Here is a 21489-nt window from a genome sequence, read left to right on the forward strand (position 1 = left end):
GTAGGTTTTGGTTTATCCAATCTTTTTTTGCAAACTGACTAGGACATAAACAATCTCGAATACAACGCCTCGTGGCGCATCATTGCAATCTCCGCGGCCGGCGTGCTGGAGAATCCGTCCTCCAGCGGGTCCAGATGCCGCACATTCCGCCAAGCCTCCGTAATGATCGGCGCCAGCTCCGCTATCAGCCGCTGCCCTTCGGTTTGGCCGATCGACATTAATCTCAAGCCGCTGTTAATGCAGGTCATCGTACACGTGTACAGATAGCCTTCGGCCGCCATCGCGAGCGGTACCTGCAGCCGGTAGCTGACCCATCCGTGCACGAGAGGATGCGTTCCGAAGCACCGCCCCTCGCGCACGGCCGTTTGCAGCGGCTCCCAGTCGAGCCGCGGATGAATCGACGACGCCAATTGAAACAGCCGCCGCCCCATCTTCAGAACGCCTTCCCGCGTTTCGACGGCCGCCCTCTGTACATGCTGCATCCGGTCGACCTCCCAGAGCGATTGCCAATCTTCGGCGGGAGCGTACAGGTACACCGCCTTGACCGCCAGCGCGTCGACCGGCGCCCAGCTCTGAAGCAGCATCGTTGCGATATATTCCTGCAGCTGCTCCGGCTTCTCGACGATCCCCATCTGCACGAGCGTCTCCAGTCCGAAGGAATGGGAGAAGCCGCCGATCGGCAGCGCGGAGTCCAGCATCTGAACGTAGGACAGCCACGACGGCAATGACATGGACATAGCCGGTTGTTGCATTGCTCTCACTCCCCCTCCCCTTCGTCAGAACAAGAAGTACCGCTGAGCCATCGGGAGCTCCGCCGCCGGTTCGCAAGTAATCGCCTCGCCGTCTACCTTCACTTCGTACGTTTCGGGGTTCACCTCGATCCGCGGCGTCTCGCCGTTATGGATCATATCCTTCTTGGTCACGCTGCGGCAGTTTCGGACGGGCTCGATCCGCTTCTGAAGGCCGAGCTCCTTATGCACTCCCTTATCGAAGGCAGCCTGCGAGACGAATGTAATGCAGTGGCGCACCGCCTTGCCGAAGGCACCGAACATCGGGCGCCCGAACACCGGCTGCGGCGTAGGAATCGACGCATTGGGGTCGCCCATCTGCGCGTAGGCGATCATTCCGCCCTTGAGCACCATATCCGGCTTGATCCCGAAAAACATCGGGCTCCAAAGGGCCAGGTCGGCCAGCTTGCCGGCTTCGACGGAGCCGACCAAATGAGCGACGCCATGCGTGATCGCCGGATTGATCGTATATTTGGCGATATAGCGCTTAATGCGGAAATTATCGTGCTGCGCTTCCGCCGCGCCCGGCGGTTCATCCGGCGCGGGCAAATAGCCGCGCTGCTTCTTCATCTTATCCGCCGTCTGCCACGTGCGGATGATCACTTCGCCGACCCGGCCCATCGCCTGCGAGTCGGAGCTCACCATGCTGAATACGCCCATATCGTGCAGTATATCTTCGGCGGCGATCGTCTCCGGGCGAATCCGCGAATCGGCGAAAGCGACGTCCTCGGGAATCCGGCTGTCGAGATGGTGGCATACCATCAGCATATCGAGATGCTCCTCGACCGTGTTGATCGTATACGGGCGCGTCGGATTCGTGGATGACGGAAGCACGTTCAGCTCCGCCGCCGCTTGGATAATATCCGGAGCATGACCGCCGCCGGCTCCTTCGGTATGATATGTATGGATCGTCCTGCCGCCGATCGCCGCTAGCGTGTCCTCAACGAACCCGGACTCGTTCAGCGTATCGGTATGGATAGCGACCTGTACGTCGTACTCGTCCGCCACCCGCAGGCACGCATCGATCGCAGCCGGGGTCGTGCCCCAATCCTCGTGCAGCTTCAGCCCGATCGCTCCGGCCTCCACCTGCTCGACGAGCGGCTCCGCGAAGGAGGCGTTGCCCTTGCCCGTGAAGCCGAGATTCATCGGGAACGCTTCGGCCGCCTCCAGCATCCGGCGCATATGCCACGCTCCCGGCGTGCATGTCGTCGCGCTGGTGCCTGCGGCCGGTCCCGTGCCGCCGCCGATCATCGTCGTAACCCCCGAGGCCAGCGCGGTTTCGATCTGCTGCGGGCATATATAATGAATGTGCGTGTCGATGCCCCCAGCCGTAACTATTTTTCCTTCGCCGGCGATGACCTCCGTGCTCGCCCCGACGACCAGCTCCGGATGCACCCCGTCCATCAGATCGGGATTGCCGGCCTTGCCTATACCGACAATAACGCCGTCGCGGATGCCGATATCCGCTTTGACGATCCCCCAGTGGTCGATAATGACCGCATTGGTAATTAACGTGTCCAGAACTCCCTGGCTCCGCGTATGCCGGCTCGATTGCCCCATCCCGTCGCGGATGACCTTGCCTCCGCCGAACTTGCATTCTTCCCCGTATACGGTGTAATCCCGCTCTATTTGCGCCCACAGCTCCGTATCGGCCAGCCGCACGGCATCGCCGACCGTCGGACCGAACATTTGCGCATAAGCCGTCCGATTCATCCTGACCATCAGGTAGTGACGCCCTCCTTCCATTGCTCCAGCCGACGCTTCACTTCTTCCGGCATCGCGCCGCCGGCCGTATCGCCACGGGTAAGCCCGTTGAGACCGTAGGATCGTCCGGCCCCGCCCAAAGTGACGAGCTGCACGGGCTTCTCCTCACCCGGTTCAAACCGGACGGCCGTGCCGGCCGGAATATCGAGCCGCATCCCGAACGCCGTTTCCCTGTCGAACGCCAAGCCCCGGTTCACTTCAAAAAAATGATAATGCGAGCCGACCTGAATCGGCCGGTCGCCCTTATTGACGACGATGATCCGCGCCGTCCGCTTGCCTTGATTCAGCTCAATCTCTCCCGCTTGAACGCGGTATTCCCCCGGAACCATAGCCCGACTCCTTTCTTGTCGCCCGGCCTTTCGCCGAATGCGTTCCTTCATCTAAATGTTTTACTCGTATCCGATAGGCTGATGAACGGTAACAAGCTTCGTCCCGTCCGGAAACGTCGCCTCCACCTGCACCTCATGGATCATTTCAGGTACGCCTTCCATCACTTGACCGGCTTTCAAAATCGTCGTGCCGTACTGCATCAGCTGCGCCACCGTCATGCCGTCGCGCGCCCCTTCCATCATTTCGGACGTAATGAGCGCGACGCTCTCCGGATAGTTAAGCTTCACCCCTCGCTGCAGCCGTCTTCTGGCCAAATCGGCGGCTACCGTAATGAGCAGCTTCTCTTTTTCCCGTTCCGTTAAATGCACGTGAGGGCATCCTCCTTGTCGAAGCATTATGTTATGTTATGTGACATTTAAAAATGCGCATAATCGACTGCCATTACGTTTATTATATTCGCCGCTTTTTGCTTTGTAAACCGTTAATGTTAAATAAAATAACATTATAAAAGGATTTTATTTCCATATTACATACAAACTTGTATAAAACAAATTAATAAAAAGCGTTTTTTTACATATATCAGGATTTTAAACTTGATTAAACAATTTTATGTAAAGTATATTGACATACAAGTTACGTTGCAACTATGATAGTTCGTGTAATAAAAAATTCCACGAGGCAGGGCGATACAAACATAGCGGAACGAATGCCGACGCCGCCGGTGGATTCGCGCAAGAACCCATTATGAAGAGGAGTGGATGGTCGATGATTAACCAAGTAAGCAGAAAAGGGCTTCCGGTATTAATGGCGGTGTGCATGTCTTTATCCGCGCTGCTGGCCGGCTGCGCCACTCAATCGAAAACGGACACAGCCGCATCGTCCGCGCCGTCCGACGCCGATACGAAAGCGGAAGGAGATACGATTCCCGTAGGCATCCTCCACTCGCTCACCGGCACGATGTCGATCAGCGAAGTTTCGGTCAAAGACGCCGAAATGATGGCTATCGAAGAAATCAACAAAGCCGGAGGGGTGCTCGGCAAGCAGCTGAAGCCGATCATTGAAGACGGAGCGTCGGATTGGCCTACTTTTGCCGAGAAAACGAAAAAGCTGCTGCAAAAAGACAAAGCCGCCGTCATTTTCGGAGGCTGGACATCGGCGAGCCGCAAAGCCGTGCTGCCCGTCGTCGAGCAGAACAAAGGCCTCTTCGTGTATCCGGTGCAGTACGAAGGCTTGGAAGCTTCGCCTAACATCTTCTACACCGGCGCTACGACGAACCAGCAAATTGTTCCCGCCGTCACCTGGCTGCTGCAAAACAAAGGCAAGAAATTTTTCCTGCTCGGCTCCGACTACGTCTTCCCGAGAACAGCTAACAAAATTATTAAAGAACAGCTAAAAGCCGAAGGCGGCACGCTGATCGCCGAAGAATACACTCCGCTCGGACATACGGATTACAACACGATAATCAGTAAAATCAAACAGGAAAAGCCGGACGTCGTCTTCAATACGCTGAACGGCGACAGCAATGTCGCTTTCTTCAAGCAGCTGAAGGACGCAGGCATCACTTCCAAAGACTTGACCACGATGTCGGTTAGCATCGCCGAGGAAGAAATCCGCGGCATCGGCGCGTCGGTGCTGGAAGGCCATTATACGGCCTGGAACTACTATCAAACGACGGATACGCCGGAGAACAAGAAATTCGTCGAAGCTTACAAAACCAAGTACGGCAAAGACCGCGTTACGGACGATCCGATCGAAGCCGGCTACTTCGGCGTCTATCTGTGGGCGGAAGCGGTGAAGAAAGCCGGCTCCGTCGACGTCGAGAAAGTCAAAGCGGCGGCCAAAGGTCTCGAATTCAACGCCCCGGGCGGCAAAGTAACGATCGACGGCGACAACCAGCACGTCTACAAAACGGTGCGCATCGGGCAAATTCAAGGCGACGGCATGATCAAGGAAGTGTGGAATTCCGGGCAGCCGGTGAAGCCGGACCCGTTCCTCGAGACGTATCCTTGGGGCGCCGAGGTGACGAAGTCCGCCGCCAAATAATATGGGCTTCAGGCAAGCCGCAGACGAACTCGATTATTAGACCGGGGCTGCCCTTATAAGGGCGGTCCCCCGTTTTATCAAGGAGGATGACCTAATGAGCATCGTATTGCTTCAATTATTTAACGGCTTGTCGCTGAGCTCCATTCTGCTATTGATCGCTCTTGGTCTGGCGATTACGTTCGGCCTGATGAATGTCATTAACATGGCGCACGGCGAGTTCATTATGATCGGCGCCTATATGGCTTATACGATCCAGCAGCTGTTCCAGAAACTCCTCCCCGCCTCGGCCTTCGGCTGGTATTTCGTGCTGTCGCTCGGCGTTGCGTTCGCGGTCGCCTTTGCCGTCGGCTGGCTGCTCGAAGCCCTGCTGATCCGCTTCCTGTACGGGCGGCCGCTCGACAGTCTGCTTGCGACATGGGGCGTCAGCCTCGTGCTGCAGCAGCTGGCCAGAGAAATATTCGGCGCGCCCAACGTAGCGGTCAAAGCCCCGGAATGGCTCGAAGGCGGCCTTGCGGTCACCGCCGATCTGATGCTGCCTTACAAAAGGCTGTTTATTATCGGGCTCGTCATCGTCTGCATTACGATCATTTACGTGTACCAGTACCATACGCGGGGCGGCCGCAATATGCAGGCCGTGATGCAAAACCGCGGCATGGCCTCGTGCCTCGGCATTTCCACGCGGCGCGTCGACGCTCAGGCGTTCGCCTTCGGCTCCGGCATGGCCGGTATCGCCGGCTGCGCGCTGACCTTGATCGGACCGATCGGGCCGACGATCGGCACGAACTACATCGTCGATGCTTTCATGGTCGTCGTGCTCGGCGGCATCGGCAAAATCGTCGGCACCGTCGCCGGAGCACTCGGCATCGGCGTACTGAACACCGCGTTCGAGTATTCGACGAGCGCTACGATCGGCAAAGTAATCGTATTTACGCTGATTATCGCCTTCCTGCAGTGGAGGCCGTCAGGACTTGTTACGATCAAGTCGCGGGCGCTGGATTAAGATTGCGGAAAACAGGCTTATGCTTTCGAAGTAAGTTTCCTACCGGAAACTCTTAGGAGTGAACACTATGACCATGACCAATACGAAAATAAAAATCGGCTTTACCTTGCTGCTGCTCGTGCTGATGGCGGCGGCGCCGATGTTTCTCAGCGAGTTCCGGCTGTCGTTGCTCGGCAAATTTCTCGCCTACGCGATTGTTGCGATGGGACTTGATCTGATTTGGGGCTACACCGGCATCTTAAGCCTCGGGCACGGCGTCTATTTCGGGCTCGGTGCTTACTGCATGGCAATGCATCTGAAGCTGGTCGCCTCTCATGGCGAGCTGCCGGATTTCATGTCCTGGAGCGGCGTCGAGAAGCTGCCCTGGTTTTGGCAGCCGTTCCAGTCCGCCCCGATCGCGATCCTGCTCGCCCTGCTCGTGCCGATGGCGGTCGCTTTTATACTGGGCTTTCTGACGTTCCGCAACCGGATTAAGGGAACCTTCTTCTCGATCTTGTCGCAGGCTCTCGTCATTATTACGGTTACGCTGTTCGTCGGTCAGCAGGGCTATACGGGAGGCACGAACGGCCTGACCAACTTCGATACATTCCTCGGCTTCTCCGTGGCCAACCATTCGACCAAGCTGATGCTGTACTACATTACGGTCGCCGTCGTGATCGGAACGCTGCTTCTATGTCTGTGGCTGGCCGGAAGCCGTCTCGGCAAAATCCTCGTCGCCGTGCGCGATGCCGAGAACCGGGTCCGCTTCATCGGCTACAATCCGGTTACGTTCAAAGTATTCATCTACTGCTTCTCCGCCGGTCTGGCCGGTTTGGCGGGCATCCTGTTCGTCCTTCAAGAAGGCATCATCTCTCCGGCGCAAATGGGCATCGTCCCGTCGATCGAGATGGTGCTGTGGGTAGCGATCGGCGGCCGCGCCTCCATCTTCGGGGCTATTCTCGGAGCCGTCGTGACGAATGCGGCCAAGACGACCTTCAGCGAAGCGTACCCGGAATGGTGGCCGATCATTATGGGCGCCATGTTTATCGCCGTCGTGCTGTTCCTGCCCAAAGGCATCGTAGGGACGATCAAGGAAACGGCCGTCAAACGGGGATGGTTTATGCGCAAGACAGGCGCGGCTTCGCTGAGCGCATCGCTGCCGGTTTATGCCAAGCTGGATAAAGATTCGCTGCAAACCAAGTAAACAGCAGCCTCCCCCTGATCTTCAGATCGCTCTTGTTCCCGGATTCCTTGAAGGGTTAACCCTTGAAAGGGTTCAAGTCCGGGGGCAAAGCCGAACGCTCAAGCTGTGCCGGCTTCATACGCCTTTCGCTCTTTTAGATCAACTCGATAGCCCGAATATTACGGCGGCATCTGACGCCGATGCACAGGAATTTCTCTTACGGCTCCGGCTTTCACCGTAGACCGTAACCATGCGGCGGCAAAACCGGCACAGGCCGCCGGGCTCCCGCCGTCGGCGCGCTATGAACTTCGGCATACGATGTTTTTGTTGTTTTTATGAAGCAAACTCTATCAAACAGCGGAACTTCGGCTTCGAAGCCGATTCGGGAATGTTGCGGGGCGTCGTTGAAATGTTAAACTGCCTTAATGCCGAAGCAATACTCGGCATATGCTTTCGAAGCAAGTTTTGCTTCGCAAAACTCTTAGGAGGGGAAAACCATGCTACAACCATCACCAAGAAAAGAAACGGCGGCGGAGCTGGTTCGCATCGAGCAGCTTGAAGTCGACTTCGACGGATTCAAGGCGATCCGCGGCCTCGACTTTTCGCTTGAACCCGGGGAACTGCGCTTTTTGATCGGGCCGAACGGCGCCGGAAAAACGACGCTGCTCGACGTTCTCTGCGGCAAAGTCAAGCCCTCCAAAGGGAGGGTAAGGTTCAAGCAAATCGATCTGACCAAGCATCAGGAGCATCAAATTGCCCAGCTCGGCATCGGAAGAAAATTCCAGGCGCCGTCCATCTTCGTCACATTGACCGTGCAGGAAAATTTGCTGCTGTCGATGCGCCAAAAGCGCGGATTGCTCAGCTCGCTGATTACCAAGACGACGCCCGAACAGCGGGAGCGAATGAAGTATTATATCCGCATGATCGGCCTCGCCGATAAAGCCAAGCAAGTAGCCGGTTCGCTCTCCCATGGGGAGAAGCAGTGGCTGGAGATCGGCATGCTGCTGATTCAGGAGCCGGAGCTGCTGCTGCTCGACGAGCCTGCCGCCGGCATGACCGACAGCGAAACGGAGAAAACGGGCGAGCTGCTGCACAAAATCAGCGACCGGCAGACGGTTATCGTCGTCGAGCACGATATGGACTTCGTCCGCAAATACGCCAAAACCGTAACGGTTATGCATGAGGGCTCCGTGCTGCGGGAGGGGACGATGCAGGATATTCAAAACGACGATAAAGTCGCCGAAGTTTACTTGGGAAGACGGGGTGAGCGCGATGCTGATGCTGAGTGACGTCGAGGCCGGTTACGGGGAGAGCATGATTTTGCGCGGCGTTCGTATGAAGGTAGAGCCCGGGCAGGTCGTCTGTCTGATGGGCCGCAACGGCGTAGGCAAGACGACGCTGATGAAAACGATCATGGGGCTTATCAAGATGAAGCGTGGCGCGATCTCGTACGGCGGAAAAGACCTGACGCATGCGAGCACCGACCGCAGAGCGAAATGCGGCATCGGTTACGTTCCTCAGGGCCGGGATATTTTCCCCCAGCTGACGGTTGAAGAGAACCTTCTGCTCGGGCTCGAAGCTTCCAGCTCTCGCATTTACAGCGTACCGGAGCGCGTGTACGACATGTTCCCGGTGCTTTACGACATGAAGCGGCGCAAAGGCGGCGACTTAAGCGGCGGCCAGCAGCAGCAGCTCTCCATCGCCCGCGCCCTGGTCGCCGGACCGCAGCTCCTACTGCTGGATGAGCCGATGGAAGGCATCCAGCCTTCGATCGTCATGGAGATCGAGCACGTGATCGAATCGATCAAAGCGAGCAAGCAAATGTCCGTGCTGCTCGTCGAGCAAAGCTTGACCTTCGCCACCAGCATCGCCGATTACTATTACGTGCTGGATAAAGGCTCCATCGTCGCCGAAGGCAGCTCCGCCCAGCTGAGCGAAGAGCAGGTCAAGAAGCATTTGGCGGTGTAACGGTGTTCAAAAGTAAAGTAGGTCATTGCTTACTTATTTAACCCGCATTAGATTAATTTCTAATGCGGCTTTTTGATGTTTCTCAAACTTGCTTATCATCCATCCATTTCCAATTTTGATACGGCTTCAGACTTATAATACGGCCTAATTTTTATATGAGTTAGGTACAAGTACAGCCCTTATTATAGGAATGGAATATCTTATGACAGAAAGGAGTTGGAAAAAATATGGAATCCCGCTCTAAACGTCCTTCTCAAAAAACTACCTCAAAACTAAAGCGTATTTGTAAAACGAGTTGTAAAACAAGTTATTATTGTTGTCCTGTTTATATAAAAGGCAAACGAGGACGAAGAGGGGCTACCGGACCTACTGGACCTACTGGCGCGACCGGAGCCACGGGCTTGAAAGGACCCACCGGCGCTACGGGACCTACCGGCGCCATGGGCTTGCCGGGCGCCCTTGGAGCCACGGGCGTTACAGGGCCCACCGGCGCTACGGGACCTACCGGCGCCATGGGCTTGCCGGGCGCCCTTGGAGCCACGGGCGTTACAGGGCCTACCGGCGCTACGGGACCTACCGGCGCCATGGGTTTGCCGGGTGCCCTTGGAGCGACGGGCGTTACCGGGCCTACCGGCGCTACGGGACCTACCGGCGCCATGGGCTTGCCGGGCGCCCTTGGAGCCACGGGCGTTACCGGGCCTACCGGCGCTACGGGACCTACCGGGGACGTTGTTTTGGCTTACGGCTCTTTAAGGGGAGTTAGCGTAGAAACACCCGGGTCGACATTTACATCCGTACCATTTAGTATAGTCGGACCTTTATCGCCTACTATCACAGTTAGCGCTACAGGCAATGAATTAGTGGTAGGAGAAAGCGGAATTTATCAAATAACGATATCGATTAACGCTGAAGCCACGACTGATCCAGACCCGAATGAACCCTATTTAGACGCTATTATTACTAACAATGGCGCGCCGATTTTCGGGGACACCACTACCTTTTTCAAGATAGCCAATAGAAGCAGTTCATCGTTTGTGGTTCAAGCTACGCTGGCGGCAGGAGACACAATAGGAGCAAGTATTAGTACGGATTTTCCTGTTTTAGGTTATATGAATCGATCTTTAACTATTGTTCAATTAAGTCATTAACTCAACGGGCTGGCGCAGCGGCTCCCGCTTTATTTTCTCCGAAAAATGTTAGCCAGGAGCAGCGCGCCCCCCTTAGTTACCGCATGAAATCATAGCGGCAGCCTTCGATCCGACGGGCGCTGCCCTTACACCCACTCCCCGTCGCCGGGTATTGCGACTTGCCGGAGCCATCCCGCGGCGGCAAGCGCTGCTTGTAAATCCGCTCGGGTCACGAGGCAATGATTAATCGCATCCATATGAACTGCGACGACTCGGGTATAAGGCGCATACCGGCATAAGTCCGCTACGTCGTCGGCATCCATCGTAATCGGGTCACCTTGGACAAAGCGCGCGCCCCCCGCATTGACCACGGTCATCTCGGGACGATATGCGTCCAGCGCTTGCTTGACTTCATCGCACCAGATCGTGTCCCCTGCAATATACAGCGTCGGTTCTCCCTCCGCCTGCAGCACGAAACCGGATACCGGACCCATTCGCTGTCCGATCTCTCCGGTCCCGTGCCGCCCGGACGTGCGGGTAACCTTCACGCCCTGGAACGAGAATGTTTCCGCGATAGCGGTTATCGAAGCGAATCCGGCGGCGGCGAAGGCCGTTTCATCTCCCGGCTGGCACCAAATCGGCGTCGATTCGGGCAGCGCGGCCGCGGCCGCTTCGTCCCAATGATCCCGATGCAGGTGCGTAACCAGCACCGCATCCGGGCGGAGCTTCTCCGCCTCGGCAAAAGGCAGCGGCACGAGCGGATTACGGCGATCGTTAGCCGAATTGGCGATTGGGGGATTAGCCCCTTGATGGCCGAACATCGGGTCGATCAGCAAAGTAACTCCCGCATAGTGCAGCCATAGCGTAGCATGGCGAATCAACTGAAGCTTCATACTATACACCTCTTATCTTCTGGCTTATCGTTCTGTTCCCATTGTATAATAAGCCGAAGAGAGCCGCATACCGTCCCGTGAAACGAAAAGCGGACTTTCATTTTCACATTGAAAGGAATTTCATCATGCCGAACCAATCTTCCATCGATGAAGTCGATCTGCGTATATTAAACTGCTTGCTCCAAGACGCCACTCTGTCCCATAAGGCGATCGGCGGGCTCGTTCATCTGACCGGACAGGCCGTCGGTTCGCGCATACGGAAGCTGCAGGAGCTCGGTGTGATCGAAGGCTATACAGTGCGCTGGAACCCGGATAAAATCGGACAGTCGGTGCACGCGTTCGTTACCGTTTTTATGAAATCGAATACCGCTCACTCGTCGTTCCAAACGTTCGTCAGGCAAGCGGAGTGCATCGCCGAGACGCATCGCGTCAGCGGGGAAGGCTGCTACTGGCTGCGGGTGCGCGTCGCCTCGGCCGCCGAGCTGAATACATTTTTGGACGAGCTGCTGAAATACGGCAATTATAAGCTCAGTTTATCGATCGGGCAAATCAAGTAGCTCGATCCGCTTGACGGATTGATCTTCGGCGGATACGTACAAGATCGTATGCTGATCCGTAAATACGGAAGACGGATGATCGGCGAACGCCATCTTAACATGTCCGGCGGCGTCCAGCAGCTTGATACCGTAATCCGCTCCGTCGGCGAGCTTGCATACCATAACGCCGTCCGCGAATTGGACGCTCTCCACGGTGTCCTGCATAACAAGCGAATCTTCGCCCTCCGGGTTTACTTGATACAGCCGGAACGCTCCTCCCGCTCCGCCATCCTCCGCCGCCGTATAATAGACTTGCCCGGACCATTCGCCGTACCAACGGGCAACCGGATGATCCGACAGCTGCGTCTCGCCGCTTCCGTTCAATTCTGAACGGTACAGCAGATGATCCTGCTCTTTGACGTAATACAGCTTGCCGCCCATTACCTTGAAGCCGGTGACGGCAGACGATACAATGGGTTCCGTTTGATTCGCATCCAGATTGATTCTGTAAATGCGGTTCAGCTTGCCTTGTTCAATCGGGTACGGCGAGCCCATGACATATACGTCATCACCGACCACCGTCGTCGAATCGTCCCCCCCGTAGCCGTCGCTTCCTTCGTCCATTGTCACATGCCACCCGTAGATCAGCCCCGGATCGCCGACATGGCTTCCGTCCCGCTCCTCCCCTCCCTCGCGGACGAGGGATAAATTATTGCCTCCCGGAGGCACCGATTGATCGATCATCAAGGTTCCCCGGGATGTACGTTTAAAATCGAGATAACCCCGATGCTCCACGGACGCCTTGCCGTCTTCGCTCACTTTGCAGTATACGTCGGACCCCATAATCGCTCCGCCGACATGATAGGAAAACCACAACTCATTATCCTGAGTCCAAAACGAAACGCGTTTATTGAAGCCGTACGAACTGTCGCCGTCATAGGAGTACACCAGCTGCTTGTTGGCCGAATCCCGTTCGGGCGTACGGTACACCCGGTTCGTTGTTCCCTCCGTCTCCACAAAGTAATAATGCCCTTGAAACAACGCCACCCCGTTGTCGCCCGCAGAAGGAGGGAGCTTCACCGCCTCCGTCTGAAGATTGCCGGAACGGATGGCGAGCCCTTCCGCATCGCTCCATTCATAGTCCCAGCCGAATTCGTCATGGGCGAATTTCCAGGTCAGCGGAAAGTAAATGATATCGTTATAACTGAGCAGCGGATAAGGCTCCGCCGCATTATTGACGGCTCGGCCGTTGATCGTTACCGCGAAATTAGGCACCTTTGCTTGGGATCTGCCAGGGTTCTTCGTCTCCGTCGGGTAAGGCGCATAGGATGAAGACACGTCTCCTTTGCTTATCGCAAGGCCGCTATTCTGCGACCAGGACGTCTCAAGCCCAAGCAGCCTCGAATCGTACCAGGTCATAGGGACGTATGTGATGTCTTTATAAACGAGCAGCGGATATTGGCGATATTGGTTTTCCACCAAATTTCCGTTCAGCTTCACGGCAAAATCCGGCAAGGCTACGCTCACGCGCGGCTCAGCGGCATTACTGTGCGCCGGAGACAATGCCAGACCAAGTCCTATGGTCAAGGCCGTCGTGAAGGAAAGCGTTCTTTTCCCCATGGAAAGTCCTCCTCATGTACAGGTTTCTTGCGGCATGCTCATACAGGTTAGACGAAACCCCTCGGGGAATTGTTACAGCGGATGGAAAAAGAAATGGCCCCGGCTCCCGTCCAGCGCCGCAAAGCTGCGGTGTTAGACGGGTGTTCTCGGGGCCATGATCGTCTTTATGGCTTGATGACGGATAAAGGTTCGATGAGTTCGAGTAATACTTGCACATCTTGCGAATCAAATACGCCGTTCTGGTTCAGATCGGGCTCGGCTTGCATCATGGAAACGACCTGGCCGATATCCAGGCGGGATGATGCCGCGCGAATGATAAAGACAACATACGATTTGCTTGTATATCCGTCCTGCGCCGTAACCGTAACGGTAAACGGGTTCAGTCCCGTTTGCAGCGGAACGGGATTCATCCCGGTCAGCGGCTGCCCGTTGACGGTGACGGCCGCGTTCGGATCGCTCGTTACGGCCGTCAGCGCAACCTTGTCCGCTTCCTGCCTTGCCAGCGCCAGATAACGGGTTTGATCCGGGCGAAACGCAGGAGACAAGGCGGCCCCTTGGACGCTTAGCTCCGATAAACCGGCTTGGCTGCTGGGATCGATAATAACCGGAACGCCGTTCGAAGCACTTTCCGCAAATATCGTATCGCCCAAGTAAACCGCAGCTACTTGATGCGATCCGACCGCCAGCAGCGGAACCGTTACGGTTGCCGTTCCGTCCGGCTGCAGCGAAGCGGATGCCAGCTTGTCTCCGTCGGCTTGGAACATCACCGTCCCCGTCGGGATATACGCGCTCTGCGACGCTACCCGGGCCGTATATGTGATATCTCCCCCGTAGGTCGCCTGATAGACACTGGCGCCGACGGTCGTTGCCGTCGGAATTTTATTGATTACCACAGAATAAGCTCCCGACTTGCTGCCGTCGTAACTGGCATCGCCGGAGTATGCGGCCGTTATCGGATGAATTCCCGGAAGCAGGCCGCTCACGGTCCAAGAAGCGGTACCGTCCGCCTGCATCGGGACGGAAGCGAACACGGCCGACCCATCCGCAAATTCAATCCGGCCGGTCGGAACGCTCCCGCCGCCTCCGCCGGCAACCGCCGCGGACAACGTAACCGCGGTTCCGTATACGGCTTGCGTCACATTCGCATTCGCCTTCGTTAACGTGCCGGCTTTGTCCACGACCTGGATCAGATCCGCGGAGCTTCCCGTATGATTCGCATCACCCGAATAGAAGGCCTGGATCGAATGATCTCCTACCGGCAGCGCCGCCATGGAGAAGGAAGCCTCTCCGTACGTCTGTACCGTTACGGTACCCAAGTCCTGAGCACCGTCGCTAAATGTTACCGTCCCGCCGGGCTCCGATCCGCCGATGACCGCGGCGGTCCATGTCACGGTATCGCCGTAACGGGAGGCGGGAGCGTTCGTACTCACTGCGAGCGAGGTCGGGCGCTGAGCCACCATCTGGTTGACCGCAACGGATACGCTCCCGGCATTGCGGTCGTCGCCCGAGTACACCGCCGTTATCGAGTGCATCCCGGCTCCGAGTCCGGAGAGGGAAAATACGGCTGTGCCATCCGCTTGCAGCTCGCCCGTTCCGAGCGGCCGATCCCCGTCCAGCAGCGTCACCGTGCCGGTCGCCGCCAATCCGCCCGTCACCGCGGCCGTCAAGACGACTTTCTCGCCGTACACGGACAGCGGCTCGGCGCTGCTTAGCGAGATGAACGTCGGCACCGGCCTAACCGTTACTTCCATAGCCGTAACGCCCCCGGTATGATTGGCATCGCCCGAATATTGCGCTTGAATGGTATGGCTCCCTACCGGCAAGGAAGCAAGAGACAGGCTCGCCCGCGCATTCCAGCCTTCCAATTGGGACCAAGCCAGCGTCACCGAATAGTCTCCCTGCCCGCGGAATGTCACCGTCTGAGCGGCTTGGTCGACGGTGATCCGGTACAAATAGCGGGCGCCGCTCACTTTCTGCTGCTTGACGATCGCGCCGCTCGAATCGAAGGCGACGATGTCGAAATCATCGGAGTTGTCGCTAAGACTGAACGCCCAATATGTATGATCGCCCCATTTCAGTACAGGGCAGCTCGCCGGCGTCAAGCTGTTCGGATCGGCGATACATGTAACCTTATCCCCCGCCGGAATCGAGGGAGGCTCTTCCGCAGCCGTCTCCACAACCGGCATCGATGCTTGCAGGGCCGCCGTACCGAGCAAGGTTCCATTCTCGGTAAACGTCACCGTACCGGCAGGCGTACTTCCTCCGGGAGTCGCATCCGTGACGGTAGAGCTCAGCACGAACTCGCTTCCGTAGACCGGCATCGCCTGACTGCTTGTCATACTGATTCTGACGCCGTTCTCCCCGAAGGCGGTTCCGGAGCATACCGCCGCCGCAAGAAGAATCCCTATCATCAGGATAGCCAATCTGCGTCTTACCCGTGTCCATTCTCTATTAGCGCCATTCATCGCTTACTAGCCTCCAGCTTTAGCGGTTTCCCGATTTCTTCACACCCTTTCATCTTACCACATATTCCCCGGCTGGTAAGGAGGCAAGCTTAAAATTTTGGGGAAATTGCTTTTCGCATTCCATTTGCCGCAGGACATTCCCTGGGGAGAGAATTGGACGGTCTGCCGCGGAGTATACTTTCAGAAATGCGTATATTCCGACACTTAAGGAGGGGTTCCATGGTAAGTCTCAAAGATTTGGAAAATAAAACGAAAAGCGCCTTTAAATCCGTTGCCGATACTACGGAAGCGTTCATTAATAATTCCATCAGCGACATTAACGCCATCCTCGGCGGCATCGGATCATGCGCGGAGGCCGCCGGCCGGTTAGGCGTCAGAATAACGCAAAGAGCGTTGGAATACGAGACGTTTACTGCGAGGGTGCTATTCGACTCGGGGATATTGCCGACGGATCTTGTGGACCGGGCGTTTCGCGTAACGGGGCAAAGACTGGTGAGAGATCCGAAACCCAAAATGTATTATTTTCAAAACGCAAGCAGGTATTACACCGGCCTGGATGACAACCCGGTCTGCACCGAGATTCAATTCAACAACTTTCGGCTGACCCCCGGTCGCTGGCCGATCGTCTTTATTCACGGAGCTTTCGTCCCCCAAACCGTACAGGCGGCCGTCGATTATTTCAGTTCCTTTGAAGCGGGAGCCCGGCTGTTTCAGTCTACTTCATCCGATACGCGGTTCGACTACAATCAATTTGCCGACATCTATTTGGTAAGCTACGATAGTCAGATCTTTTCGCAAGACGTCGTCAACATTCGCAATGCTATAGCTACCGTGCTGGGCACTGTCGTTACCGGAAATTCGCCCGACCTTATCGCCGCAGTAGCCTGGAAGGAGCTGGAGCGCAGAGCCTCTGTAACAGCCAATCGCGTGCTGATCCCTTTTCTCGGCAAAATGAAAGAGCTGAACGAAGCTCCGTTCGTTAACGCGCTGGTCAGCCACTCACTGGGATGCTATGTCGCGGCAACGGGAGCCAACCGGTTTATGGCGGCCAATCCGGGACAAAGACCGGTTTTCCAAAAGTGGCTTTGTATGGCCGCCGCGCTTCCTGCGAATGCGTTCAGCGGAACAGGCATAACGCCAAATGCTCCTTTAGTAACGAACCCTCCGCGAGGCAACGGGTTAATCATAGGCACCAGCGTATGGTACTCCATTCAAGATTCCGTGCTGCCGTTTTACGATTTGACCACCAAACAGCTGGCGCTTGGGCAAACGGGGGCGCTCAATTCCGTCCACCCGGTAACGAATTTTAATGCAACGCCTTACGTCGGCGCTACCCATTACGGTCCCTTGCCCGGAAGCAACCGGTCTTACTTCGAACTGCTGGGACCGGTGCTGAGGAGGCAAGTATTCATTACCGAGGATGCCGCAACGCCGCAATTCGCAGCCCCGGCCCGCTCCTCCAAGAAAAGAAAGGCCGCCAAGCCGCCGGCAAACCTTAAACGGAGGAAAAAGATACCGAGGGCAGACATCGAATGGTTCGAAGAGTAGCCTGAGCCTCTACAGTCTGGTTTGCCAGACGGTTTCCCGGCGGTAGCGGAAATAGACGATCCACGCCAAGCTGAGCACCGATCCGATCAGCGCCATCGTCATATCCTTCTGCGTATCCAAAATATCGCCCTGGATGCCCAAATACTCCGCGGCGAGCTGAGGGTTAGCGATCAGCGCCACCAGCATCTCGACGATTTCGAACAAGGCGCTGCAGGCGAGCAGCACGGCAAACGCCGTGAAGTACGACCAGACGCTGCGCCTAACGATCTCCCGTTCGATCGTCTCGAAGAACGGATACGTCATCAGCAGACCGAAGGCGAAATGAACGATTCTATCGGAAATGCCACGCTCGGTGTGGAACGTATTTTGGAACCAAAAATCCAGCGGCGCTTCCTTATACGCATAATGCGCCCCGGTCAAATGCAGCATGAGAAACAAGACGATCAACAAATAGGAAAGGTTGCTTAAGGCAAAGCGCCGGTACAGAAAGCCCAGCGCAGCGATAAATGCTGCAGGAAGCGCGCTCTCCAGCCAAAAATCTTTGGGATCGACCGGGCGGATTGCCACCGCGATCCAGAATAGCGCCATAACCGCGAGCATGATATGCAGCGGCCTGTTTTGCAAAAACGGGATATCGTGCTTCCGCAGCCACAGCGTCCGTTTGCGTGAAAATAGTTCCGAAGATTCCGGCATAAGTTTCCCTCCAAAATATACCTGATGGTTTATCTTCCCCACGGGATGTTTCCTTTTATACCCGGATGCCCCTTTTCACTCGGCCGGCCCGGCCGGGAAAGCTTCGTTATAGTCAAACTGACTTGGGACGCAGCTCGGACGGCTTTGCTACAATGGAGCAGCGCGGCAACCATAGCCTAATGGCGTTAGGAGGAGCAGAAGTGAAAACATTCAAACCGGAAATGAGCGCGGAATCGGCTTTGCATTATTTGCAGCAGATCGCAGGCGAGGATATAACCGGCGTAACGCCGATCGAGATGGGAGAACTCAGCAGAGTGTTCAGCTTCCGCGACGAACGGGGCGAGCATGTCATCCATTTCAAAAACAGCCGGGAAAGCTTCGATAGAGCCGGGTTTATAGCGGAGCATTATTCAGGCTGCGGAGTTCCGATTCCGCGGCTTGAAGCGGTAGGAGAGCTCGGGGACATGTACTACGCCATCTCCGAGAAAGTGCCGGGAAAGCCGGTCAGCCTGCTCTCGCCACAAGAGATTCGGGAAATCGCTCCCCGTCTTATCGACACCTTCACTGCCTTGTGCGGCATCCCGATCGATTCAGCGGCGGGCTGCGGGTGGATCGCCCCTTCGGGCAAAGCTCCGTTCGACGATTGGACCGCTTTCCTGGAATCGGCCTTTGCGGAGCGGCAACAAGGATTTTTTGAAAATTGGCGGGCTTTATTCGATGGAGGCATACTGGAGAAGGATGTTTTCGACGCGTACTACGGGAGGATGGTGGAGCTGTCTCGCTTTGCTCCTGCCGAGCGCTATTTGGTTCACGGCGATTTTCATTTCGGCAATATGCTGTCCGACGGGCGGACCATAACGGGGATCGTCGATTGGGAGATCGCGATGTACGGCGATTTTATGCTGGACGCGGCGGTACTGCACATGTGGGCTCCGCAGCTGCAATTTCCTTATCGTGTGCGCGAGCGCTGGGCGGCCGAGGGGCGCGCCATCCCTTATTTTGAGGAACGGCTGCTGTGCTATCTGCTCTTCAAGGGGCTGGACGGATTGCGGTTTTACGCGAAGAAAGAAGACCGGGCCGCCTATGATTTTATGAAAAATAAGCTGTCCTCTTTTGCGGCCCTGTCTTAAAATACGGTACTCCTCATTCCCTTTACACGGATACGATCTTCCCGTACCCTTCGAACGGATAGTCGATCGTAATCCGGCCCGTTTGGCCGGTCCCGAAAAATCGCTCTCCGGCTTGCCTGAACGCAAGCCGGAGAGCGATGATTCGTGTATGAGCGAAGCGGTTCAGCGTCCGGACTTGGCGGCGCGGAATGCCTCCAGCTCCCGGCGCACCGCTTGCGGCGTGTCGAGGGCGAGAATGCGCTGCGCAAGCGCGCGGCACTCCCCGCGATCCAGCGCGGCAAGCAGCGCCTTCATCGGGCTGAGGCCGCCCGCCTCCATGCTCCATTCGTCAAGCCCGAGCCCGAGCAAGAGCGGAGCGGCGAGCGGGTCGCCCGCCATGCTGCCGCACATGCCGGTCCATTTGCCGGCGGCGTGGGAAGCCTCGATGACATTGCGGATCAGGTGCAGGACGGCCGGGTGAAAATAATCGTACAAGTGAGCCACATGCTCGTTCATCCGGTCCGCCGCGACCGTATATTGAACAAGATCGTTCGTTCCGATGCTGAAGAAATCGACTTCCCGCGCAAACTGCCCCGCCATGACGGCCGCGGACGGAATTTCCACCATGATGCCGGCCTCCATGCTCTCGTCGAACGAGGCGCCTTCATTTCTCAGCTCCGCCTGCGCTTCGGTCAGAACCGCCTTGGCCTGCCTCCATTCCTGGAGGCCGGAGATCATCGGGAACATCACCTTTACCGTTCCGAAGGCGCTGGCTCTGACGACCGCCCGCAGCTGCGTGCGAAGCAGCTCCTGGCGCGCAAGTCCGATCCGTATCGCCCGGAAGCCGAGGAACGGATTCGCTTCCTTCGGCAGCTGCAAATACGGAAGCTCCTTATCCCCGCCGATGTCCATCGTGCGGATGATCAGCGGGCGGCCCTCCAGGTTGCGGGCCGCCTCCGCATACGCACGGAACTGTTCCTCTTCGCCCGGCATCGACCGGGCGTTCATGAACAGAAACTCCGTGCGGAACAGCCCTGCGCCGTCGGCGCCCTGCCGGACGGCGGCCTCGGCTTCCGCGGCGCTGCCGATGTTCGCCGCGAGCTCGACGCGCGCTCCGTCGGCGGTCACCGCCGGACGCGCCGCGTACGCCTCGAGCGACCGCCTGCGCTCGAGGTCCTGGTTCATGCGGAGCCGATACCGCTCCGCTTCGGCCTCTTGCGGCCGGGCGATGCAAAGCCCGGCGGAGCCGTCGACGACGAGCGTGTCGCCGTCGCGGATCGCGTCGATGCCGTCGCCTGCGCCGACGATCGCGGCAATGCCGAGCGACCGCGCGAGGATCGCGGTATGCGAGGTGGCTCCCCCGGTGCGGGTGATCAAGCCGACCACCGAAGCCGGGTCGAGCTGCACCGTATCCGACGGAGCCAAATCGTCGGCAACGAGAATTACTTCTCCGGCAATAGCTGCAAGCCCGAGCGGCTGTTCGGGCGACAGACAGGCCAGCAGACGGCTGCCGATGTCGCGAATGTCCGCGGCGCGTTCTTTCATATAATCATTGTTCATTCCTTCGAACAGCGAAGCGACATGGCTTACAACGGCGGAAACGGCTCGCGGCGCCGGCTCCAATTGCTCTCTAACCCGAGCTTCCATCTTCGGATAGAAGGCCGGATCGTCAAGCAGCTTCCTCTGCCCCGCCAAAATGCCGGCTTGCTCCTCGCCGACCGCTTCCTTCGCTTTCGCCGTCAGCTCATCCAATTGCCCCGCGCAGCGCGCTCTGGCTTCCCTCAGCTCGGCAAGCTCAGCCTCGACCGCAGACGGTTGATCGGCGATAAGCTCCACTGCGGAAGCTTCGACGCCGGCGGCCGACTCGGGCTTATAGACATAGGCATTTGCGATCCGAATGCCTTCCGACACCCCGATTCCTTGAATATGCAGCCCGTTCATCAGGCTTCACCGAACTTGCTTTCGACCAGCTGCGCCAAAGCCTCGACGACTTCCCGCTCGCCCTCGCCGCTTGCTTCGATCGTGACAACGGTCCCTTTTTCAATGCCCAGCGTCATCAGCTCCAGCATGCTTTTGCAATCCGCGGAGCCTCCATCTCCGGTTTTCAAACGAACCTCTGCGTTAAACTGTCCTGCCGTCTCTGCGAACAGCTGCGCCGGACGGACATGAAAGCCCTGCTCATTTTGTATCGTTACGGTTTGTGCGAACATGTCTTTCCTCCTTCCCGAACCGCCGGGCGGCTTCGCGGCCTGCGAAATGTGCGGTTGCACGGGCGCTCTTCTTCCCCGCCTTATCGCTAGATCCGCTTCGGCTCATCCAGGCCCGGCAGTCGGCTTGATTTATCATTATCGTTTTCATGCGTTGGATTTAAAAGGGTGGCGAGTTATTCGCGGCCTGCGGTCGATAGAAGTTTCCACTCGCTATTCCAACTCCTTACCCGCTC

The 21489-nt window shown here is 57.0% G+C and carries 19 protein-coding genes; 9 read left to right on the forward strand and 10 right to left on the reverse strand.

The window, feature by feature from the left end; genetic code table 11:
• Positions 1–38 precede the first annotated feature (38 nt).
• From N0M98_RS08950 to N0M98_RS08965, 4 genes are read right to left on the reverse strand one after another with little or no spacing between them, the layout of a single operon-like run.
• Complete coding sequence (locus N0M98_RS08950; protein WP_259617604.1) at positions 39–752, reverse strand: urease accessory protein UreF; 714 nt, start codon at positions 750–752, stop codon at positions 39–41.
• A gap of 24 nt (positions 753–776) precedes the next feature.
• A complete protein-coding gene (gene ureC, locus N0M98_RS08955) occupies positions 777–2510 on the reverse strand; it encodes an urease subunit alpha (protein ID WP_249861742.1) in 1734 nt (577 codons plus the stop codon).
• Positions 2510–2881, reverse strand: a complete 372-nt coding sequence (locus tag N0M98_RS08960) for an urease subunit beta (RefSeq protein ID WP_259617605.1) — start codon at positions 2879–2881, stop codon at positions 2510–2512. Before N0M98_RS08960 ends, ureC begins: the two co-directional genes overlap by 1 nt.
• A gap of 60 nt (positions 2882–2941) precedes the next feature.
• Positions 2942–3250: an urease subunit gamma gene (locus N0M98_RS08965; RefSeq protein ID WP_249861740.1), complete on the reverse strand. Its 309-nt coding sequence runs from the start codon at positions 3248–3250 to the stop codon at positions 2942–2944.
• Positions 3251–3686: 436 nt separating this feature from the next.
• On the opposite strand from N0M98_RS08965, the gene urtA reads away from it, so the two are divergent.
• The 6 genes from urtA (at position 3687) to N0M98_RS09000 (ending at position 10203) form a co-directional block, all read left to right on the forward strand.
• Entirely contained in the window at positions 3687–4925 is a 1239-nt protein-coding gene (urtA, locus tag N0M98_RS08970; protein WP_375295465.1) for an urea ABC transporter substrate-binding protein, read from the forward strand.
• A 94-nt stretch (positions 4926–5019) separates the two neighbouring features.
• Positions 5020–5925 (forward strand): urea ABC transporter permease subunit UrtB, encoded by a 906-nt coding sequence (urtB, locus tag N0M98_RS08975; RefSeq protein WP_259617607.1) that lies wholly within the window; start codon positions 5020–5022, stop codon positions 5923–5925.
• 67 nt (positions 5926–5992) lie between these two features.
• Complete coding sequence (urtC, locus tag N0M98_RS08980; RefSeq protein ID WP_375295460.1) at positions 5993–7108, forward strand: urea ABC transporter permease subunit UrtC; 1116 nt, start codon at positions 5993–5995, stop codon at positions 7106–7108.
• Between the two features lie 476 nt (positions 7109–7584).
• Positions 7585–8376, forward strand: coding sequence for an urea ABC transporter ATP-binding protein UrtD (urtD, locus tag N0M98_RS08985; RefSeq protein ID WP_259617608.1), 792 nt, complete (start codon positions 7585–7587; stop codon positions 8374–8376).
• Positions 8360–9055 carry an urea ABC transporter ATP-binding subunit UrtE gene (urtE, locus tag N0M98_RS08990; RefSeq protein ID WP_259617609.1) on the forward strand — a complete coding sequence of 232 codons (696 nt, stop codon included), beginning with the start codon at positions 8360–8362 and terminating at the stop codon, positions 9053–9055. Before urtD ends, urtE begins: the two co-directional genes overlap by 17 nt.
• Before the next feature lie 734 nt (positions 9056–9789).
• Positions 9790–10203 carry a hypothetical protein gene (locus N0M98_RS09000; RefSeq protein WP_259617651.1) on the forward strand — a complete coding sequence of 138 codons (414 nt, stop codon included), beginning with the start codon at positions 9790–9792 and terminating at the stop codon, positions 10201–10203.
• Positions 10204–10328: 125 nt separating this feature from the next.
• Here the strand turns inward: N0M98_RS09000 and N0M98_RS09005 are convergent, their stop codons facing one another.
• Positions 10329–11075: an MBL fold metallo-hydrolase gene (locus N0M98_RS09005; protein ID WP_259617610.1), complete on the reverse strand. Its 747-nt coding sequence runs from the start codon at positions 11073–11075 to the stop codon at positions 10329–10331.
• Between the two features lie 125 nt (positions 11076–11200).
• Here N0M98_RS09005 and N0M98_RS09010 point away from each other — a divergent pair, with 125 nt between their 5' ends.
• The gene (locus N0M98_RS09010; RefSeq protein WP_249861734.1) at positions 11201–11632 is read left to right on the forward strand and encodes an Lrp/AsnC family transcriptional regulator; all 432 of its coding nucleotides are present in this window, start codon (positions 11201–11203) and stop codon (positions 11630–11632) included.
• Here the strand turns inward: N0M98_RS09010 and N0M98_RS09015 are convergent.
• Positions 11609–13231: a DUF5050 domain-containing protein gene (locus tag N0M98_RS09015; protein WP_259617611.1), complete on the reverse strand. Its 1623-nt coding sequence runs from the start codon at positions 13229–13231 to the stop codon at positions 11609–11611. The genes N0M98_RS09010 and N0M98_RS09015 overlap by 24 nt on opposite strands.
• A 164-nt stretch (positions 13232–13395) precedes the next feature.
• The gene (locus tag N0M98_RS09020; protein WP_259617612.1) at positions 13396–15696 is read right to left on the reverse strand and encodes an Ig-like domain repeat protein; all 2301 of its coding nucleotides are present in this window, start codon (positions 15694–15696) and stop codon (positions 13396–13398) included.
• A 219-nt stretch (positions 15697–15915) separates the two neighbouring features.
• On the opposite strand from N0M98_RS09020, the gene N0M98_RS09025 reads away from it, so the two are divergent.
• On the forward strand, positions 15916–17244 hold the full coding sequence (locus tag N0M98_RS09025) for a hypothetical protein (RefSeq protein WP_259617613.1): 1329 nt from the start codon (positions 15916–15918) through the stop codon (positions 17242–17244).
• Positions 17245–17253: 9 nt separating this feature from the next.
• Here N0M98_RS09025 and N0M98_RS09030 read toward each other — a convergent pair whose 3' ends face one another.
• The gene (locus tag N0M98_RS09030) at positions 17254–17937 is read right to left on the reverse strand and encodes a DUF2238 domain-containing protein (RefSeq protein WP_259617614.1); all 684 of its coding nucleotides are present in this window, start codon (positions 17935–17937) and stop codon (positions 17254–17256) included.
• Between the two features lie 200 nt (positions 17938–18137).
• Here N0M98_RS09030 and N0M98_RS09035 point away from each other — a divergent pair, with 200 nt between their 5' ends.
• Positions 18138–19067, forward strand: a complete 930-nt coding sequence (locus N0M98_RS09035) for a phosphotransferase family protein (protein ID WP_249861729.1) — start codon at positions 18138–18140, stop codon at positions 19065–19067.
• 162 nt (positions 19068–19229) lie between these two features.
• On the opposite strand, the gene ptsP is transcribed toward N0M98_RS09035, so the two are convergent.
• Positions 19230–20987: a phosphoenolpyruvate--protein phosphotransferase gene (gene ptsP / locus N0M98_RS09040; RefSeq protein WP_259617615.1), complete on the reverse strand. Its 1758-nt coding sequence runs from the start codon at positions 20985–20987 to the stop codon at positions 19230–19232.
• Positions 20987–21256: an HPr family phosphocarrier protein gene (locus N0M98_RS09045; protein ID WP_259617616.1), complete on the reverse strand. Its 270-nt coding sequence runs from the start codon at positions 21254–21256 to the stop codon at positions 20987–20989. The genes ptsP and N0M98_RS09045 overlap by 1 nt, the downstream gene beginning before the upstream one ends.
• Between the last annotated feature and the right edge of the window lie 233 nt (positions 21257–21489).

Source organism: Paenibacillus doosanensis (assembly GCF_025060755.1).
Taxonomy (GTDB): Bacteria; Bacillota; Bacilli; order Paenibacillales; family NBRC-103111; genus Paenibacillus_S; species Paenibacillus_S doosanensis.

Excerpts from the sequence above, each read along its gene's own strand:
- N0M98_RS08950 (WP_259617604.1), bottom strand. The coding sequence starts at position 752 with ATGCAACAACCGGCTATGTCCATGTCATTGCCGTCGTGGCTGTCCTAC.
- urtE (WP_259617609.1), top strand. The coding sequence starts at position 8,360 with ATGCTGATGCTGAGTGACGTCGAGGCCGGTTACGGGGAGAGCATGATT.
- urtB (WP_259617607.1), top strand. The coding sequence starts at position 5,020 with ATGAGCATCGTATTGCTTCAATTATTTAACGGCTTGTCGCTGAGCTCC.
- N0M98_RS09045 (WP_259617616.1), bottom strand. The coding sequence starts at position 21,256 with ATGTTCGCACAAACCGTAACGATACAAAATGAGCAGGGCTTTCATGTC.
- urtA (WP_375295465.1), top strand. The coding sequence starts at position 3,687 with ATGGCGGTGTGCATGTCTTTATCCGCGCTGCTGGCCGGCTGCGCCACT.
- ureC (WP_249861742.1), bottom strand. The coding sequence starts at position 2,510 with ATGGTCAGGATGAATCGGACGGCTTATGCGCAAATGTTCGGTCCGACG.
- N0M98_RS09005 (WP_259617610.1), bottom strand. The coding sequence starts at position 11,075 with ATGAAGCTTCAGTTGATTCGCCATGCTACGCTATGGCTGCACTATGCG.
- urtC (WP_375295460.1), top strand. The coding sequence starts at position 5,993 with ATGACCATGACCAATACGAAAATAAAAATCGGCTTTACCTTGCTGCTG.
- N0M98_RS09030 (WP_259617614.1), bottom strand. The coding sequence starts at position 17,937 with ATGCCGGAATCTTCGGAACTATTTTCACGCAAACGGACGCTGTGGCTG.
- N0M98_RS09015 (WP_259617611.1), bottom strand. The coding sequence starts at position 13,231 with ATGGGGAAAAGAACGCTTTCCTTCACGACGGCCTTGACCATAGGACTT.
- N0M98_RS08960 (WP_259617605.1), bottom strand. The coding sequence starts at position 2,881 with ATGGTTCCGGGGGAATACCGCGTTCAAGCGGGAGAGATTGAGCTGAAT.
- N0M98_RS09020 (WP_259617612.1), bottom strand. The coding sequence starts at position 15,696 with ATGAATGGCGCTAATAGAGAATGGACACGGGTAAGACGCAGATTGGCT.
- urtD (WP_259617608.1), top strand. The coding sequence starts at position 7,585 with ATGCTACAACCATCACCAAGAAAAGAAACGGCGGCGGAGCTGGTTCGC.
- N0M98_RS09025 (WP_259617613.1), top strand. The coding sequence starts at position 15,916 with ATGGTAAGTCTCAAAGATTTGGAAAATAAAACGAAAAGCGCCTTTAAA.
- N0M98_RS09010 (WP_249861734.1), top strand. The coding sequence starts at position 11,201 with ATGCCGAACCAATCTTCCATCGATGAAGTCGATCTGCGTATATTAAAC.
- ptsP (WP_259617615.1), bottom strand. The coding sequence starts at position 20,987 with ATGAACGGGCTGCATATTCAAGGAATCGGGGTGTCGGAAGGCATTCGG.